Here is a 16,117-nt window from a genome sequence, read left to right as displayed (position 1 = left end):
CCTATGAGGCACGGTATATGGCAAGCAAAATTCTGGTAATAGACGACGATCCCGCGGTGCGCAACGCCTTCAAGCTGATTCTGGAAGAAGACAACTTCGCGGTTTACGAGGCCGAGAACGGTTTGCAAGGCATCGAAATAGCCCTTGCCGAACGCCCCGATCTGATTTTTCTCGATCTGCGCATGCCCGGCATGGATGGCGTGGAAACCCTGCGCCGCCTGAAAGCCGCCGACCAAACGCTGAGCATCTATATCGTCACCGCCTTTGCCGCCGAATACATGGAGCAACTGAAATGCATCCATGAGGAAGGCGTTCAGTTCGAACTGGCCAGCAAGCCGCTGTCTTCCGAACAAATTCGCAATATCGCCCGGAGCGCCCGTAATACCCCGCCTCGGGAAGTGCGGTGCGGGCGGCCGCCCAAGCTGGTCCTTACCCTGTACGTGGTGTCGTTGAACAGCGAAACCCGCCGTCTGGTCGAAGAGATCAGCGTTGCGCTCGCCAATCTCTACGATCCCGGGAATTGGGTTCTGGATGTGGTCGAAGTATTGGACATGCCGGAAAAAGCGCTGGAAAAAGACGTGTTCGCGACGCCGATGCTGGTCCGCGACGTGCCGGAACCGGTGCTGAAATTACTCGGCGACCTGTCGCGGGTGCCTTCGGTCATTGCGGCCATTACCACCGAAGCGAAAGGCGTCGGCGTACAAACCATCATCGTTTGAGCAAATTCGCCCACTATGGTTACCCATCGTTACAAGTTAGACCTGATTCTCGACACGATCACCGACGGCGTCCTGGTGGTGGACAGCCAGGGTGTCGTGCTCTATGCCAACCGGGCTGCGGAAAAACTGCTGGCACGCAGTCCGATAGTCGGCCAATTGCTGGCGATTCCGGTCAATCCGGATAAAAACAGCTATCAGGACATCAATCTGATTCGTCCGGACGGCCTCGCCTGGGCGGAAATGCGTTCCGCGCCGCTGAATTGGGACGGCCAGCCCGGCTATGTCATTGCCTTGCGCGACATTACCGAACGCAAGCACATCGAGCTGGAAAGGCAAAAGTTCGTTTCGCTGGCCGACAACAGCATGGAGTTCATCGGCATGGCCGACATGAATTTCATTCCCTTTTATATCAATGAAGCCGGCATGCGCCTGGTTGGCCTCGACAGTCTGGAACAAGGCGTGCGAACGCCGGTCCGGGAGTTTTTCTTTCCGGAAGATCAGCGTTTCATCGTTGAAGAATTCTTCCCGCGCGTGGTACACGAGGGGCACGCCGATGTGGAAATCCGGTTCCGCCATTTCAAGAGCGGCGACGCCATCTGGATACATTACAACGTGTTTACCATTAAAGACAGTACCGGCGAGCCGATAGGTTTTGCCACCGTGAGCCGTAATATTTCCGTCAGCAAGCAGGTCAAGGCGGCCTTGCACGAGGCTAGCCAACGTAAAGATGAATTCCTCGCCATGCTGGCTCACGAATTGAGAAACCCGCTGACTCCCATTAACAACGCCGCCCATATCCTGGACAGGCTGAAGTTGGAGGACCCGCGGCTCGGTTGGGCGACGGAAGTCATCAAGCGGCAGGTGAAACACCTCACTCACCTGGTGGACGATCTGCTGGATGTTTCCCGCATCGCGCGGGGCAAAATTTCACTGAAAAAAGAACGGCTCGACCTGGTAGAAGTGATTAAGGCTGTCCTGGAGACGGCGCGCGGCTTCATCCTGCCTAAACGGCAATCTCTCGATGTCCGTTTGCCGGAGCAGCCGATTCGGGTGGAAGGCGATCCCGTCCGTCTGTCTCAAGTGTTGCTCAACCTGCTCGACAATGCGAGCAAATATTCTCCGGAAAAAGGCCGAATCGAGGTGAACGTTCAACTGCTCGGGGCCGAGGTCGAGATCCGGGTGCAGGATAACGGCACAGGCATTTCGCCGGAACTCTTGCCGACCATTTTCGACCTGTTCCAGCAGGGTACGCGCACGCTGGACCGATCTCAGGGCGGGCTCGGCATCGGGCTGACTTTGGTCAAGCAGTTGGTGGAGCTGCACGGCGGACAGGTCACGGCATCGAGCCCTGGCGCCGGACTCGGCTCCATTTTCAGCATCCGGTTACCGACATTGGCCGGTACGGTGCCTCTTTCTGTCTCCGAGACACCCAAGCCATCGCTTGACACAGGCATTCGGGTGTTGGTCGTGGACGATGATCCCGACGTGAGGGAGAGCACGGCCCTACTTCTGGGGCTGAATGGCTACGAGGTCAGGACGGCCGATTCGGGCGAACGGGCCATCACGCTGATCGACACGTTCCGTCCCGATGTGGTGCTGCTGGACATCGGAATGCCCGGAGAGAACGGTTATCAAGTGGCTCAGCGCATCAGGCGCCTAGCCGGCGGCGGCGACCTGCTGCTGATCGCGTTGAGCGGCTATGGACGGACGGAAGACCTGGCCCGTTCACGGGAGGCAGGTTTTGACCATCACCTGGTCAAACCTTTGAATTTAAATGTGTTATGCAACCTGATGGAAACGGAATTCGCAGACAGGCCGAGTTGACTGCCCTGCGCTTTAGGTGCGGAGCTTATAGCCCCCCAAATTGATTCCGTACTTTTGCACCTTGCCGTAGACCGCCCGCGGCGTCAGTCCCATCCTGTCGGCCGCCTTTTTCACATCGCTCCGGGCGGGTATAGATGCAAACTTCGCAGCGGCCGTGCCGGCGGGCGATGCTTTGCCTGATCTCGACCTTGGCGTAGCCGAAATTCCGCGCCGCGATACCGCCGAATACGCTGGAGGTCATCCGGCACAGTTCGGGGAAGTCGGTTACCTGTTCGCCGAAAGGGCAGCAGGAATTGGTCACCGCAACGCAATCGCGGTTCGCGGAAACCAGGGAAAATTTTCCGCCGATGTTGTTTTTCAGGCCGAGGATCAGCTCGGTATAGCTTTCGATGTCCAGGGGACCGTTGTTGTGCGTATTGTCCCGGTAGGTTTCTTCGAAAAAACAGCCGGCGGTTTTCGCGATATGTTCGATCAGCTGCTCGCAATGCTTTTGCCCCAGTTGTTCGTTCGCGTGCATCAACTCCAGAATGAAAGTCTGTAAAAAAATACCGGCGTTACGCCGGAGAGGGATGGATTGCTCATGGCCTGTGAAATAAAATTTCATCAATTGAATCATAATTTCATTTGGCGGACAATGGATAAATTATAACTCCATGAAATTACAGGATAAATTCTACAGTGCATATTGGCATGGTATTTGTTGTCCAAGTCATGTGCATTGAGCACTTCAACTAAAACGACATCCAGACATCGGAGGAGACCATGAGCGATAACAAACCCCCTTTAGACCCCCACCCGCTGAGCGAATATGTCGCCTGGGCCGGAAACCGCAACCGGGAACCGATCTTGGGCGTTTTAAAAGAAAAATTGCCCAAAGCGTCTGGTCGCGTGCTCGAGCTCGCCAGCGGTAGCGGAATGCATATCAATTATTTCGCGCCGCATTTTCAGCATTTGCATTTTCATCCCTCCGACAAGGACAAGGAGGTTTTCGACAATATTAAAAAGCTGTCCGCCGATCATGCGAACGACAATATCGCCGACCCGGTGCATCTGGACCTGACCGATCCGCGTACCTGGTTCAATCCCGGCAAGTCGAAAACCTTCGATGCGATTTTCTGCATCAACATCTTCCAGGTCGCGCCGATTTCGATCGCGGACGGGATGATGGAATGCGCTTCGCAGCTTCTGAGCGACGACGGTATCCTATTGATTTACGGTCCTTTCAAGGTGGAAGGCGGTTTTACTACCGATTCGAACAAAGAGTTTCATGAAACTTTGAGCTCCGCCGGCGTTGTGGAATGGGGTTTGAAGGATGTTGCCGATCTGAGGAAGGCGGCCGAAAAATACAACATGGAGTTGAAGGAAATCATCGATATGCCGGCGAATAATTTCTCGCTGGTTTTCGGCAGACCCTAAGCGAGAGGAGCTGAACAATGGGCGAAACCGGCGCGGCTGTGATTATTGGCGTGGGTCCGGAGCAGGGACTGGGAGCGGCGCTTGCCCGGCGATTTGCCGCAGAGGGGCTGCATGTCTATCTGGCAGGGCGGAGTGAAGAAAAACTTCACAGAGTCGCTTCGAGTATCCGGCAGACCGGCGGTTCAGCCACGGCGGTCGTTGCCGATGCCACGCACGAAGCCGAGGTCGAACATTTGTTCAGCGTTGTCGGGGATACGGGGCAGGGCGTGGAAATTGCGGCGTACAATGTCGACAGCAATATTCCTTCGCTCCTGCTCGAAACCGATGCGGAAACGTTTTCCCTGCTTTGGCGGCAGAATTGCCTGGGAGCCTTCTTCTTCGGCAAGGCCGTGGTTAGGGCCATGCAGCCCAGGAGCCGCGGCACGCTGTTTTTTACCGGCGCCACCGCATCCTTGCGGGCCAAGCCGCCGTTTACCGCCTTTGCAACCGCGAAAGCCGGTTTGCGGGCGCTGGCGCAGGGCATGGCGCGCGAGTTTTCGCCGCAAGGCATCCATGTCGTGCATGCGGTCATCGACGGCGTGATCAACGGCGAGCGTGCCCGGAACCAGTTTCCCGACTATGTCAAAGCGAAAGGCGAGGGCGGTCTTTTGGAACTGGAAGCGATCGCCGAAACCTATTGGGCCATGCACCGCCAGCATCCCAGCGCCTGGACGCATGAGCTGGATTTACGGCCTTACAAAGAACCTTTTTAGGAGGAGAGCCTGTGAAAGAAAACCCAAGCTGGATTTTAGAGGGCTGCTATTTCGAAACCTGCAACTGTGAAGTTTCCTGCCCCTGCGTTTGGCTGCAGCCGCCCTCGCACGGGGACTGCAGACTACTGGCAGCTTGGCACATTGAGCGGGGCCATCTGGAAGGGCTTGATCTGGGCGGCCTGAATGTGGCGCTGGCTTGCTACGCCCCGGGCTTGATGATCGAGGGCCAATGGCAGGCCGCGCTGTATGTGGACGAACGCGCCGACGCGAGCCAGTTCGATGCGTTGGTGCAGATTTTCGGTGGCCAGCAAGGCGGCCATCCGGCCGTTTTGATGAGCCTTGTCGGCGAAGTGCTCGGGATCAGCAAGGTCACGATCGATTTTGAAGAGCAGGGCAAATCCCGGCGCCTGCTAATTCCCGGCATCGCCGAAGCCGAAATTACAAGCATTCAAGGTATCCGTGGTGCAGAAGCGACGATCGACAACCCGCCTTTATGCGTGGTCACTAGCCACCCCTCTGTTGTCGCCCGTTCGAAAAGCTATCATTATCACGATCACGGCAAAGAGTGGGAGTTCTCCGAGCGCAACGGTTATTATTCCGAATTTGTTTACCGGCCGTGAGGATCGGATTCAAAAGTCAGGGGGCGATTTGGGCCTTGCTGATGGCCGCTATCGTGATCGCCTGGAGCACGCTTTATTTCCAGTCGCGGCGGCTGGAAGCCCTGCCGATGCAGGACATGTGGATGCCACCGAATCAAGCATCGACATGGCGTCTTGGCGACTTTGCCTATGTCTATGCGATGTGGGCGGTCATGATGGCGGCAATGATGCTGCCGTCCGCCTTGCCGATGCTGAACGCCTACGTGAAAGTCAGTCGCCGCATGAACGCGCGGCCGGCTCAAGCACTCGCGCTATTCGCGGCGGCTTATCTGGGCCTGTGGATACTGTTCGGCATTCTGCCGACGCTGCTGCAATGGCGGCTGCACGGGCTGGTTTGGCTGTCGCCGATGATGGAAAACCAAAACCGCGGCTTCGCGGCCGGGGTTTTCCTGCTTGCCGGCGGTTACCAATTCATGCCGCTCAAAAATGCCTGCCTGACCCATTGCAAGACGCCGATGGGGTTCCTGCTGAATGAATGGCAAGGCGGTCTCGCCGGCGCATTCCGCATGGGGCTTAAACATGGCTTCCATTGCATCGGCTGCTGTTGGGCACAGATGCTGATCATGTTTGCGGTCGGTGTGATGAATTTCGGCGGCATGGCCTTGCTGACGCTGATCGTTTGCATCGAAAAGTGGGTGCCGCTGCAAGCACGGCCGATCGCAGCAACGATTGGCTTCGCTTTTCTTTTGTGGGGCGCCGGTATCTTTTTGTGCAATTGAATTTTCGCGTCAATTCGTCGTCCTACCGGGCAACATTCTGGCGTCTTCCTGCCCCGATATCGTGGCCGCTGCTGGCCGGGAAGGCGCGAATGGAGGGGGGAACCCATAGGCGCCAACTTAATTGCCGGAAACGCTGAAGATGAAGACCCTGCAGATGACCGGCCTGATACTGCCCAAATTAATCAGCCGAATGGAGTCGGTCGTTTTCGAAACCATCGACCAAAGGCTCAGTAAAGCTTTGTTGGATTCGGGTGGAAGGGATCATCACGATAACACATCACGAGCTGGCCTACGAATTAGGCGCCGCTCGTGAAGTAGTATCACATCATGCAGGGGCTGGCGGACACCGTTCGCGCCTGCGGCATCGACCAAGTGATTCTGGCGACCGGCGACAACGAGGAACAGGAGGCGAAACGGGTGACCGACTACATCCATGCCGACGGCGATTATTTCAACTGCAAGCCGGAGGCAAAAACCGCACTGGTCAAACAATTTCAGGCCGAGGGCAAGGTTGCCATGGTCGGCGACGGCATCAACGACGCACCGGCGCCGGCCGCCGCCCATGTCGGCATCGCGATCGGCGGCTACAAGAACGTGAATCTGGCGATCATGTCCTCGGATGTGGTGATTCTCGGGCAAGATGCCCAGGATCTGGTCACGATCCTGCGGCTCAGCCATAAAATGGGCGGCATTATCCGGCAGAATTACCTGTGGGCCGTCAGCTTCAACAGCATCGGCCTGGCACTGGCCACCTTCGGGATGCTCAATCCGATCTTTGCCGCGCTGCTGCATCATGTCAGTTCGGTTTTCGTGGTAGTAAATGCCGCCCGTCTGTATTTTAGCGGCATTGAGCAATCGCTGATCGGGCCTGTGTTCAGGAAAATGGATGCACTGACTTTACGTAAACCACATCATGGCGAAGAAAGCGCACTGACCAGTTTTGAAAGAGGGGAAAAAACAGTCGCTGAGCAAAAATCTTGATCGTGTGTCTTTTATTTAGAGCTGTGCAATGTTGTTTATGTGGTGAGGCAGAAAAAGATTCTCGACGATCTGGATTTTTCAATCAAAGACAGGGAAATGCCAGGGCAATTGCGCTATCTCTTCCTTGACAGGTCAATGCGTACAGCTGTAAGCCAGCATTGGCGCATCGAAAATCAGCCGCATTGAGGATTAGCTGTGCAATTCGGAGAAAATGACAACTGGATAAGAAAAAAACGTCCCGGAAAACCTGGCTTTGATCCGACGTGCCTTGCACCGAAGAACCTTCGACTTGGAAAGCTGGAAGGCCATGTCAGCCTGCGAAGCCGCTGCCGAGGTCGCCAATACCGAAATCTACGTCACGGTTTTTCAAAATCAAGCGTGTGACTGGTTAGTACCTGTAAAAAGGTGACTAAATCAGCCTTTTCCCCGGTAGTCAAATGCAGCGGAAAAATCTTTTTATCGAGAAAACGATTGCGTTGGCCGCCTTGATCATAAAAATCGATGACTTCTTCCAGTGTCTTCAGACTGCCGTCATGCATATAAGGCCCGGTTAGGGCGACATTACGTAAAATCGGCGTTTTGAATTTACCGATGTCGGCCGGATCTTTCGTGACGTTAAACAGGCCGAGTTCCGAACGTTGTGCGTCCGTGAGCGGGTACCTGTCCGGTTTTTTGGCTTTGAGAAATTTACTGAGGACCGGCTTTAAAATTTGACTGCCGACGCCGAGATTATAAAAACGGTTGTCGGTGAACAAGGCATGGTCCCACGAAATTTCGTGGCAGACCATGCAGTTGCCTTTGCGCTGGAAAATGCGCAAGCCGCGGGCTGCGCTCGGCGACAGGGCGGCGCGGTCACGGCCGAACAGAAAACGGTCGAAGGGCGAATCGCCAGCTATTAACGTACGCTCGTAGGCGGCGATGGCTTGTGCGACGTGGCCGGCCGTGACGGCATCGGCAGTGAGCGTGAAGGCGGTCTTGAATAATCGAGTATATTCGGCGTCGCTGCGAATCACCTCGATTAAGGCTTGTGAATTCGCCAAACCGTGTTCGATCGGATTGAATAAGGGGCCGAGCACCTGTTCTTCCAGGCTGGCGGCGCGGCCGTCCAGAAACAACGTTTGATAATAGGCTGCGTTCAGTATGCTCGGTGCGTTGCGCGTACCGATCTGCCCTTTGATGCCGCGTGCGGCGACCCGGCCGTCGGTGAAAGCTTTTCCAGAGACATGGCAGTTGGCGCAGGCGATCGAACCGTCAGCGCTCAAGCGCGGGTCGTTGAACAAGCGTTTGCCCAATGCGATTTTGTCGGCACTTTGCGGATTGTCGGCAGGAATCGATAACGGCGGTAAGCCGCGCGTCGGTTCGGCCAAGGCGCCAGTCCAGAAGAGCCATCCCAAAAGCAAAACCGATAGATGCCGCATCATGTCTCCTAATACGAATATTCCAGCCCTAACCAGACATTATTGTTTTTCACCGCCCGCTCCTCGGTGGTCAGCTTCCGGCGGCCGTGCTGCCAGCCCAATTTGATGCCGGCGTGCTCGGTCATTTCATAGCGTAATTCGATCTCGCCTTGATAAACAATCTCGGCGGCGCCGAAATGCTCGTCCGAGCGGTTGGTGCTGGTAAAGTCGTTTTTTTCATAGTCGAAAATAAAATTTGCGGTCAATTTCTCGGCCGGACGCAGACTTAGTTCCGCCGACGCATAATGGTTGACGTAAGATACGTCGTCGGGAAAATGCGGTGACTTCTGCTGGGCCGCGCTGCCGTGTTCGTAGTGATAGCCGATCAAAAGCTCGGTGCCCGGGCCAATCCGCCATTCAAAGTGTGGACCGACGGTCCAGAACTCGGTATCGCGATGCTGAAAAGGTTCGTTATAAATGCGTACGCCGTAACGGCCGAGCAGGCGTACCGTCACGCTTTCGTTCAAGGCTTGATCGAGATGGATTGAGCCGTAATGGTTGGTCAGGCTTTCGTTGCCCTCGAATTCTTCGCCATCGAGCGCGCGGAAAAGATTACGGCCGAGATATAAATCGGGCGTGACATTGTAAAGCAGGCTGACTTGGGTCCCGCTTGCGAACGACTGCGATGCCGTGAATTCGAACAAGCCGTGCGAGAACCGGGTTTGCCGCGTAAATAAATAAGCCCCGGCATCCAGTGACACGCGCAGTAAACCGAAACGGTTTCGGCCGATCCAGTCGACTTCGGCGCTCGGTTCGTAGACGAAATCGCCACCTTGGCCGGGCCTGTCGACGATCGGTTGCGTCGGGTCGTCCTTGAGCGACAATCGGCGGCTCACCGAAAACAACGCGGCGTCGTCGGTATAGAACGCATTTGCTTCGGCGCCGATTTTCCACCCGCTTTCCGCATGGGCGTCCGCACTGCCACAAACGGCTATCCAAAGTGCGGACGGCAATAGTTTCGATCGGGTTATCGCGCGCATTTATTGTTATTTTTCGCTGAAAATTAAGCCATTGATGCGGCCATGCATCAGTCTTTGCCAAAAAACGCCGGCGGTTCGGACCATTCCGCGCCCGTCGGCTAAAAGAGCGAACGCGTCTCGGTGCATTCGCTAGGGAGTAACTAATCCTGTTCCGGCATATCCTGCACGATCACGACGTAAGGTTCGCCGATCGGCAGTTTGTCTTCCGGCTTCTGGAAATAAATGACCTTGCCGTAGGTTTCGTTGATCGCCGGCATAATTTTTTTCGCTTCAGCCGCGGTCAGATCCGGGAAGGAGGCATGCGCTCTCGGCACTTCGATCTTATGGTAATGCCAGTATTTTTTCTCTCCTTCCGGCAAAGAGTTGTATTGCGCGGTGGTGATGATGTACTCGAAGCCGATCGGTTTATCCTGATCTTTCATGCCGGAATGAAACATCAGGCAGACCAAGGTGCTGTCGTCATAAGCCTTGCAGTGATGATGCACGGGCACTTGCAGTTTGGGGTCGTGCACGTCGTGCGTATCCGGCACCAGATGGCGGATCGCCTGAATGTGTAAATCATTGAAGCCCAAATGATTCGGGTGCTCGATTTGGTGGGGATTCATGGTTTTGTCGTACAGCTTCGGTGTTTTCGCTTTGGCGTGGTGCTGACTTTTTGCGACCGCTGCCGTACTCATTGCGACCAATGCGACCAAAGTACCGGTCAGGATTCGTGATTTCATGGATATCATCCTCTTTAGAATTGTTGTTGTGTTTTGATGACGGTCGCCGTTACGATCGTCATTTTGAATATAGGAAAAACCGTGCCAATCCTGGGTGGCGCTTATATCCTTATGAAATTGGTCAACTTTTATAACCTCCTTTTTTGCCTTTGGACCGATCATGTTTCAATTTCTGTTTCATTATTGATTCAATCTATTTCTTGAAACGCACCATGAAACGCTCGACGGCGGTTCGTTTTTAAGCGCCAAGCGATCAGCCGGCAACCAGGTAGGCAAGTCTCGGCGTATCCCGACAACTTTTGCAAAGTGATCGCTGAGTGTCTTGAATTTACTGAGGGTAACGATGTAAAACCGCGGCTTGCCCCTGGCAGAGACTGAATCGAAATAAGGCCGTTCAGACGCCGTGCGAGTCTTCCTCCACGGCCTTAGTCTTCATTACCGATGAAATGCAGCACGGTCACCGTGATGATGAACGCCAAAAAAATGAAAAACAGCAAAGGCAGCGCAAAAGGAATGTCATGATGATCTTTCATGTTTACTTGTAAAACCGCGGAAAAAATACTCAACATAAAATCCAACATATCGATTCTCCGAGTCTATGTAATCATTTCCGGGTCTCTACACGCTGGTCGTATAGAGCATGAAGGTGCCGGAACGGGTAGAAACAATGTCAGGATCAAAATAACGACACCGACAATTGTTGAGAAAAACTGTAAGTAATTTCCGATTCGGAGTCAGTGACCGAGTCACATTGGAGCAAAAATCTTGACTTCTTCATTCATCAAGAGACGAATCTCGGATTCCTTGGTGCGGTTTGAAATGGAACTTAACCCAATAGCGCTCGATGTTCCCGTTGATCAGGCTAAGGGCGTGGCTGCCGAAACCGTGCATATGGCGGTAAGTTGCCTGCCGCTGTCCGACATCACGATAGAGATTTGGTGTAAAGTTTCGGACAGGGAGGTCCGGAAATCATTTCGTTCCATCAAATCCATGGGTTCCGTCCAAATGGCGTAAATGCGAAGGTGCGCCCCGATTTCCGGCCAGGGTAGGCCAGAGCGAACGCTACGACGTGGAATACGAGTGCAACGGCGTTGCCAGTTGATGGTCTTTTATGCGCGCTGTTTGAGAACTGGCGGCGCGTGGAGGTGGTGGATAATCATGCCGCAGCACAGTGGGCAGAAGGCGCCCGACGTTTGGTGCAAGAGGATTACCCGCAGGCAAAGCGGATCATCTGGGTCGGTAACCTGAACACGCATGCCGGCGCCTCACTGTAAAGCCTTCCCGCCGGCCATGGTGCGTTCGTTGCTGGATAAGCTGGAATTCGTTTACACCCTCAAACAGGGCAGTTGGCTCAATATGGCCGAATGCGAGTTCAGCGTACTGAGCCGCCAATGCCTGGATCGACGACTCCCGGATATCGAAACGGTCACTTCTGAGATTCGGGCATGGACGAAACAACGCGACCTAGGTGATGGGCGACCAATCCAATCAATGCCCATTCCGCATCTGTCAGGTCGCCATTGAGGGGGCTGACGTAAAAGGCGTGCGGCTTAATCATCGCTTTGATCCTGCGTCGGTTCATGATGGCCTCATCAAGGATGCGCGAGGTCCTCAGCGGTCAATTGGCTCACTGGTTTGCCCTTGTATTCGCCGGTCAAGGTTTTCAGGAAGGCAACGATTTTACCGGTCTCTTCACCGTTTAAGGTCTTGCCGGATTGAACCCATCCCATGATTCGGACCGCCTCGGCTAGATCGGAGACCGAGCCGTCGTGAAAATAAGGATGGGTCAATTCGATGTTGCGCAATACAGGGACCTTGAAGAAATGGCGGTCTTTTTCATCCTTCGTGACGTTGAAACGGCCGTTATCGACCTCAGTCAGTTCGCCGCCGCGCAGTTTAAAATAATCTTGTTTGACGCCCATTTTCTCGAACGACAAGCCGCCCAGCGCCGGTCCGAAATGGCAGGAGGCGCAATTCGTTTTAAACAAGTCGTATCCGGCCTTTTCATTCGCCGTCAGAACGTCTTGTTCCCCGCGCAGATACCGGTCGAAACGGGCATTGGGCGTCACCAGCGATTCTTCGAAAACGGCAATCGCATGGGTCACCGTCGATTGCGTCAGGCCTTGTTCCGGGTAGAGTTTGGCGAAAGCATCCGTGTAATGCTTTACGTTGTTAAGTTTTTCGACGACCTTGTTCCATTCCGCACCCATTTCGACATGGTTGGCGACAGGCCCGGCGGCTTGTTCCTGCAAGTCTTTGGCGCGGCCATCCCAGAACTGGGCGATGTTATACATGGCGTTATAGACGGTCGGGGAATTGATCGGGCCCTGCTGTCCACGGATGCCGGTGGCGACCCTGGCCTGATCGGTGCCGCCCCGGGTCAAGTCGTGGCAGAACGCGCAGTTTAAAGTATCGTCTCCGGACAGCATGCGATCGTGGAAGAGCTTGTCGCCCAGAGCCACTTTTTCAGGGTCGAGATCAACCGTTAACGGCAAAGGTTGCACGGGCTCGCCCTTAAACGCTTCGGCGGCATCGAGGCTCGAGGGATGTTTGGCTCGTTCCTCGGCAATCCATGCAAGAATGCTGTCTTTTTCGCCGGCAGTCAGGCGCCCGGTCCAGTGCATCAAAAAATATTGTGCAGGCGGCATGCTGCCGTTTCGAACGACACTTTCCAGTCTGGCCAGCATTAGTGGACTAAAGGCTTCCTCACCGCTGTAAAGTTGTTTGCTTAAAACCAGCCGGGCTCCGGCTTCCTCGATATCTTGCGCCATCAGTTGTTTGGCGATCGGCAGTTCGGAATAGATCGGCATCCGGGCCATGCCGGGCGAATGGCAATCGACGCATTTGTCCTGCAGAATCTGCGAGACCTTGGCAAAACTTTCGGGGCTGCCGGGAACAGCGGGAATCGGCTCGTTCTTACTCGTCAAACCGATCAGATTGGAGGTCGGAAAAAACAATAAGACTGCCAGTAGCGAAAGAATAGCCCATTGAGTATATTTCATAATTCTACTCTCATGTATCTTATGCCCGGACTGCCAGGCATGAATTTATCGATGCTTGCGCCCATGCCTCCGGCAATCAGTACCTGGACGTCGTCGTCCAAAGGGGAAAGCTCTAACGGCGACGATTCATGGAACGACTGCTCCTTGGGTAATTCCAGCAACTCCTTGCCGGCAACTACACCGTTTTCGATCCGATAGATCCAGAATTTTCTGCATCGGCCTGTGTGTCCGGTGATGTCTTTGCGGTTTTGGCTGGCGACAGCTATTTTCATGGGGATTTTCTCGTCATTGGCGCCCGCGATCGTCCCTGATTCCAGACCAATAAATTAGCTATAAGAAGGAGGTAAAAGCGGCTCAACTCCTTCGAAATGAGCGGTAGGATGATGTTTGGTAATCAATTTGCTGATCGCCTCGATGCTCCCTTTCGGAATATCAACCATGACCAGCAATTCACCGCGTTCAATCGCCTCTTCGTATTTTTTGACTTTGGAATTGCCGACCTGGAGTCCCGCCAGACCGCTCATCATTGCGCCGATAGTGGCACCGTAAAGTAAAACGCCGAGGACCGGGCCGCCTGCAATCGCAAATCCCGCAAAACGTAAACCTATCAGTCCGGCGATCAATCCCGTTGCTCCACCGAGTGCCGCACCGCGTTCCATTGCAGCGACAAAATCTGTCTTCTGAAATTCGCTGGCTTCGGGCAAATCTTCCAATGGGGTGTCTCGTTTCGCCAAGACGTGCATATGGCGGTCTTCTATTCCTACTGAGCGTAATTCGTCAACGATTTTATGCGTCGTTTCGAGATTTGGGGACAAAAAATAAATTCTTCGCATGGTCTTCTCCTGTGTTACAAAGTTAAAATCATCGCTGCAAGAACTCGGCTTATCCAAGATATAAGCACCAATGGCGTTTCTTAGAGAGGCCATTATGGGGTGATAAGCGCCTTAGAAACAAGTCGGGCTGGATTCAAGTTTCTCCAGTGCCAAAGAGACACTGAGTTTCATTAGAAAAAATACATGAAAAACTTGTTATGTGCTTGCTATCATTCATTGGGTTCTATCATAAAAGAATACCTTGACTTTTCCGAGAAGTTAATCACCGGCGTTGTCGCCCGGTTCCAGCTACATGGCGTTGATCACCGCCAGTGTGCAGGCCAGACTCACATCCGTGGCGGCCAACAGCAATTGCAGCGTGTATTGGCTCGAAACCGCCGTCCACGTCGAGTCCGACCCAGATGCCGGCCATCACGAAACCGGCTACGAATAGCGGGCTGCTCCAGCGGATCACCCGCAGCGCGCGTTCCGCCAGTGCGCCTTCGGTGCGCCAGCGCGGATCCGGCAGCTTGCTCCGGTAGTCGAACCCGACCGGGCGCAAAAACAACGCGAACAGCAGCACCAGCAAGCCGGTATAAAACCCCGAGAAAAATGCCGCGTACACGATCGACCAAGCGCCGAAACTGATGCCGCCCAGGGTGGTTCGGGTGCGTGTAGCGTGATTTCATGGGTTGAGCCTGAGCCGGGCAGACGATAGGTTGGACTGCCCAGTAAGGCAGCCCGGATCGGGAGAAGATCAATAACGGTAATATTCGCCTTTGTAAGGACCTTCGACCGGCACGTTGATGTAACGCGCCTGCTCCTCGGTCAGCCGGGTCAACTTGACGCCGATTTGCGCCAGATGCAGGCTGGCGACTTTTTCGTCCAGCTTTTTGGGTAGCACGTAAACCTTGTTTTCGTACTGTTCGGCATCGTTCCACAGTTCGATCTGCGCCAGCACTTGGTTGCAGAAGGAATTGGACATCACGAAGCTCGGATGGCCGGTCGCGCAGCCGAGGTTGACCAGCCGGCCTTCGGCCAGCACGATCAGGCGCTTGCCGTCCGGGAAGATCACATGGTCGACCTGCGGCTTGATGTTTTCCCAGGTATACCGGCGGAGCGAAGCGATGTCGATTTCCGAGTCGAAATGGCCGATGTTGCAGACGATCGCCTGGTTTTTCATCGCCTGCATGTGCTGATGCGTGATTACATTCACGTTGCCGGTCGCGGTCACGAAAATGTTCGCGAGCGGCGCGGCTTCTTCCAGCGTGACGACCCGGTAGCCTTCCATCGCCGCCTGCAAGGCGCAGATCGGATCGATTTCGGTGATCCAGACCGTCGCCCCCAAGCCGCGCAGCGACTGCGCGCAGCCCTTGCCGACGTCGCCGTAGCCGCAGACCACCGCGATCTTGCCCGCCACCATCACGTCGGTCGCGCGCTTGATGCCGTCGACCAGGGACTCGCGGCAGCCGTACAAGTTGTCGAATTTGGACTTGGTGACCGAATCGTTCACGTTGAAAGCCGGCACCATCAGAGTGCCTTTGGCGACCCGTTCGTGCAGGCGCAACACACCGGTCGTGGTTTCCTCGGACAGGCCCCGGACGTTTGCCATCAGCTCGGGATATTTCTCGTGCATCATCAGCGTCAGGTCGCCGCCGTCGTCGAGAATCATGTTCGGCCGCCAGCCGTTCGGGCCTTCGATGGTCTGTTCGATGCACCAGGCGAATTCGGCTTCGGTCTCGCCCTTCCAGGCGAACACCGGGATCCCGTCCGCGGCGATCGCGGACGCGGCATGGTCCTGGGTGGAAAAGATGTTGCAGGACGACCAGCGCACTTCCGCGCCCAGCGCGGTCAGCGTCTCGATCAGCACCGCGGTCTGAATCGTCATGTGCAGGCAACCGGCGATCCGCGCGCCCTTCAGCGGCTGCCCGGCGCCGTATTCGGCACGCAGCGCCATCAGGCCCGGCATTTCGGTTTCGGCGATGGCGATCTCCTTGCGCCCCCACTCCGCCAGCGCCATGTCGGCGACTTTATAATCTTGGCTCATTTCCCGCTCCTCTATATTTCCTTACTG

At 55.0% G+C, this 16,117-nt stretch carries 17 protein-coding genes; 8 read left to right on the top strand and 9 right to left on the bottom strand.

The features are described 5' to 3' along the window. Positions 1–17: 17 nt before the first annotated feature. Both METAL_RS10805 and METAL_RS10800 read left to right on the top strand, forming a co-directional pair. Entirely contained in the window at positions 18–719 is a 702-nt protein-coding gene (locus tag METAL_RS10805) for a response regulator (RefSeq protein ID WP_005372267.1), read from the top strand. Positions 720–734: 15 nt separating this feature from the next. Further along, on the top strand, positions 735–2,543 hold the full coding sequence (locus tag METAL_RS10800; RefSeq protein ID WP_005372266.1) for a hybrid sensor histidine kinase/response regulator: 1,809 nt from the start codon (positions 735–737) through the stop codon (positions 2,541–2,543). Positions 2,544–2,568: 25 nt separating this feature from the next. On the opposite strand, the gene METAL_RS10795 is transcribed toward METAL_RS10800, so the two are convergent. Next, positions 2,569–3,147, bottom strand: a complete 579-nt coding sequence (locus tag METAL_RS10795; RefSeq protein WP_342633109.1) for a methanogen output domain 1-containing protein — start codon at positions 3,145–3,147, stop codon at positions 2,569–2,571. 158 nt (positions 3,148–3,305) lie between these two features. Between METAL_RS10795 and METAL_RS10790 the strand changes: the two genes are divergently transcribed. The 5 genes from METAL_RS10790 (at position 3,306) to METAL_RS10770 (ending at position 7,070) form a co-directional block, all read left to right on the top strand. Beyond that, on the top strand, positions 3,306–3,959 hold the full coding sequence (locus tag METAL_RS10790) for a DUF938 domain-containing protein (RefSeq protein ID WP_005372263.1): 654 nt from the start codon (positions 3,306–3,308) through the stop codon (positions 3,957–3,959). Between the two features lie 17 nt (positions 3,960–3,976). Then, complete coding sequence (locus METAL_RS10785; protein ID WP_005372262.1) at positions 3,977–4,711, top strand: SDR family NAD(P)-dependent oxidoreductase; 735 nt, start codon at positions 3,977–3,979, stop codon at positions 4,709–4,711. 11 nt (positions 4,712–4,722) lie between these two features. Then, complete coding sequence (locus tag METAL_RS10780) at positions 4,723–5,331, top strand: DUF1326 domain-containing protein (protein WP_005372261.1); 609 nt, start codon at positions 4,723–4,725, stop codon at positions 5,329–5,331. A 41-nt stretch (positions 5,332–5,372) separates the two neighbouring features. After that, positions 5,373–6,089, top strand: coding sequence for a DUF2182 domain-containing protein (locus METAL_RS10775; protein WP_245549526.1), 717 nt, complete (start codon positions 5,373–5,375; stop codon positions 6,087–6,089). Between the two features lie 327 nt (positions 6,090–6,416). Further along, on the top strand, positions 6,417–7,070 hold the full coding sequence (locus tag METAL_RS10770) for an HAD-IC family P-type ATPase (protein ID WP_031431738.1): 654 nt from the start codon (positions 6,417–6,419) through the stop codon (positions 7,068–7,070). 356 nt (positions 7,071–7,426) lie between these two features. Here the strand turns inward: METAL_RS10770 and METAL_RS10765 are convergent, their stop codons facing one another. The 3 genes from METAL_RS10765 to METAL_RS10755 all read right to left on the bottom strand — a co-directional run bounded on the left by METAL_RS10765 (position 7,427) and on the right by METAL_RS10755 (position 10,229). After that, positions 7,427–8,437 (bottom strand): cytochrome-c peroxidase, encoded by a 1,011-nt coding sequence (locus METAL_RS10765; RefSeq protein ID WP_245549347.1) that lies wholly within the window; start codon positions 8,435–8,437, stop codon positions 7,427–7,429. A gap of 59 nt (positions 8,438–8,496) precedes the next feature. Next, positions 8,497–9,507: a hypothetical protein gene (locus METAL_RS10760; RefSeq protein ID WP_005372249.1), complete on the bottom strand. Its 1,011-nt coding sequence runs from the start codon at positions 9,505–9,507 to the stop codon at positions 8,497–8,499. A 140-nt stretch (positions 9,508–9,647) separates the two neighbouring features. Then, positions 9,648–10,229 carry a DUF1264 domain-containing protein gene (locus tag METAL_RS10755; protein WP_005372248.1) on the bottom strand — a complete coding sequence of 194 codons (582 nt, stop codon included), beginning with the start codon at positions 10,227–10,229 and terminating at the stop codon, positions 9,648–9,650. Positions 10,230–10,994: 765 nt separating this feature from the next. On the opposite strand from METAL_RS10755, the gene METAL_RS22135 reads away from it, so the two are divergent. Further along, the gene (locus METAL_RS22135) at positions 10,995–11,243 is read left to right on the top strand and encodes a hypothetical protein (RefSeq protein ID WP_031431737.1); all 249 of its coding nucleotides are present in this window, start codon (positions 10,995–10,997) and stop codon (positions 11,241–11,243) included. A 578-nt stretch (positions 11,244–11,821) separates the two neighbouring features. Here the strand turns inward: METAL_RS22135 and METAL_RS19965 are convergent. The 5 genes from METAL_RS19965 to ahcY all read right to left on the bottom strand — a co-directional run bounded on the left by METAL_RS19965 (position 11,822) and on the right by ahcY (position 16,090). Continuing rightward, complete coding sequence (locus tag METAL_RS19965; RefSeq protein ID WP_005372241.1) at positions 11,822–13,231, bottom strand: cytochrome c peroxidase; 1,410 nt, start codon at positions 13,229–13,231, stop codon at positions 11,822–11,824. Continuing rightward, the gene (locus METAL_RS10735; protein WP_005372239.1) at positions 13,228–13,503 is read right to left on the bottom strand and encodes a NifB/NifX family molybdenum-iron cluster-binding protein; all 276 of its coding nucleotides are present in this window, start codon (positions 13,501–13,503) and stop codon (positions 13,228–13,230) included. Before METAL_RS10735 ends, METAL_RS19965 begins: the two co-directional genes overlap by 4 nt. Positions 13,504–13,557: 54 nt before the next feature. After that, on the bottom strand, positions 13,558–14,064 hold the full coding sequence (locus METAL_RS10730) for a hypothetical protein (protein WP_005372236.1): 507 nt from the start codon (positions 14,062–14,064) through the stop codon (positions 13,558–13,560). 262 nt (positions 14,065–14,326) lie between these two features. After that, positions 14,327–14,668: a cytochrome d ubiquinol oxidase subunit II gene (locus METAL_RS21965; protein ID WP_031431734.1), complete on the bottom strand. Its 342-nt coding sequence runs from the start codon at positions 14,666–14,668 to the stop codon at positions 14,327–14,329. A 132-nt stretch (positions 14,669–14,800) separates the two neighbouring features. Then, on the bottom strand, positions 14,801–16,090 hold the full coding sequence (gene ahcY / locus METAL_RS10720) for an adenosylhomocysteinase (protein WP_005372225.1): 1,290 nt from the start codon (positions 16,088–16,090) through the stop codon (positions 14,801–14,803). Positions 16,091–16,117 lie beyond the last annotated feature (27 nt).

This window comes from Methylomicrobium album BG8 (genome assembly GCF_000214275.2).
Classification (GTDB): domain Bacteria; phylum Pseudomonadota; class Gammaproteobacteria; order Methylococcales; family Methylomonadaceae; genus Methylomicrobium; species Methylomicrobium agile.
Note: the sequence above shows the minus strand (reverse complement) of the source record. Positions and strands in the feature narration are given on the sequence as shown.